The following is a 1,272-nucleotide window of genomic DNA, read 5'->3' as shown; positions in this document are numbered from 1 at the left end:
CGAGACGCCGATGCTCTGGGTGATGGGCTTCCTCATCACGTTCGTCTTCGGCGGGCTCACCGGCGTGATGCTCGCCTCCCCGCCCATCGACTTCCATGTGTCGGACTCGTACTTCGTGGTGGCCCACTTCCACTACGTGGTCTTCGGCACGGTCGTCTTCGCGATGTTCTCCGGCTTCCACTTCTGGTGGCCGAAGTGGACCGGCAAGATGCTGGACGAGCGTCTCGGCAAGATCACCTTCTGGACGCTGTTCACCGGCTTCCACGGCACCTTCCTGGTCCAGCACTGGCTGGGCGCGGAAGGCATGCAGCGCCGGATCCCCGACTACCTCGCGGCCGAGGGACTCACCACGCTCAACACGGTCTCCTCGGTCTTCTCGTTCCTGCTCGGCGCCTCTCTGCTGCCCTTCTTCTACAACGTGTGGAAGACGGCCAAGTACGCCGAGCCGGTCCGAGTCGACGATCCCTGGGGCTACGGCCGCTCGCTGGAGTGGGCGACCTCCTGCCCGCCGCCGCGGCACAACTTCCTCACCCTGCCGCGGATCCGCAGCGAATCCCCGGCGTTCGACCTGCACCACCCGGACATCGCGGCGCGGGAGCGGGAGCGGGAGCTGACCGCGCGATGACGGCCCATGACGAGCGGGACCTCGTTCGGCAGATCGAGGGTCATCTGCTGCTGGCCGCCGCCCGGGAGGAGGGCCGTACCGCCGCGGTGCGCCTCAGTTCCCGGCTGGGCCGGCTCCCGGCCGCCAACGGGAGGACGTGGAGCGGGAGTTCCAGGCCGAGTACCTGGCACTGGCCCGGCTCTCGTGGCGCCGTACGGCCGAGCGGGCGGAGGAGCTGCGGGCGGCGTACGAGGCGCGGTACCGGGCGCTGCGCGGGCGGCTGCTGGCCTGCTGCCTGCTGGGCTGCGCGCTGCTGGCGGCGGTGGTCCTGGTGGCGGTCTCCGCCGCGGCCTAGCGGGAGTGGGGGCAGGCGCCGGAAAGCCGCTGCGGGTGGTGGCCTGGCGCGGCGGCCGGCCGAGGAGCTGCTCGGCCGGCCGCCCGGCACAGCGATGACCTGCTGCTGTCCGCCTCCCTGGCACCGCTCGGGCACACGATCGCCGAGGGGCTGCGGCTGCCGGGCCTCGCCGTGTTCCTGCACCCCCTCGTGCCCACCCGGGAGTTCGGCCCCGCGACGCTCGGCGACCGGCCGGCCGGGCAGGGGGCCGCCCCGGCCGCCGGGGCGGGCGAGGACCGCCGGTACGTCCGGCGGGGCGCCGTCGGACCGGCGC

The 1,272-nt window shown here is 73.0% G+C and carries 2 protein-coding genes; both read left to right on the top strand.

Annotated features, from left to right (window positions below):
- Positions 1 to 625 (top strand): cytochrome c oxidase subunit I (locus tag CCN44_RS29130; RefSeq protein WP_208639860.1); only part of this gene is annotated, 625 nt, incomplete at its 5' end.
- A 136-nt stretch (positions 626 to 761) separates the two neighbouring features.
- Positions 762 to 959 carry a hypothetical protein gene (locus CCN44_RS46610; protein ID WP_223283694.1) on the top strand — a complete coding sequence of 66 codons (198 nt, stop codon included), beginning with the start codon at positions 762 to 764 and terminating at the stop codon, positions 957 to 959.
- Positions 960 to 1,272 lie beyond the last annotated feature (313 nt).

This window comes from Streptomyces tricolor, assembly GCF_002155905.1.
Taxonomy (GTDB): domain Bacteria; phylum Actinomycetota; class Actinomycetes; order Streptomycetales; family Streptomycetaceae; genus Streptomyces; species Streptomyces tricolor.
This window is presented reverse-complemented; position numbering and strand designations above follow the sequence as displayed.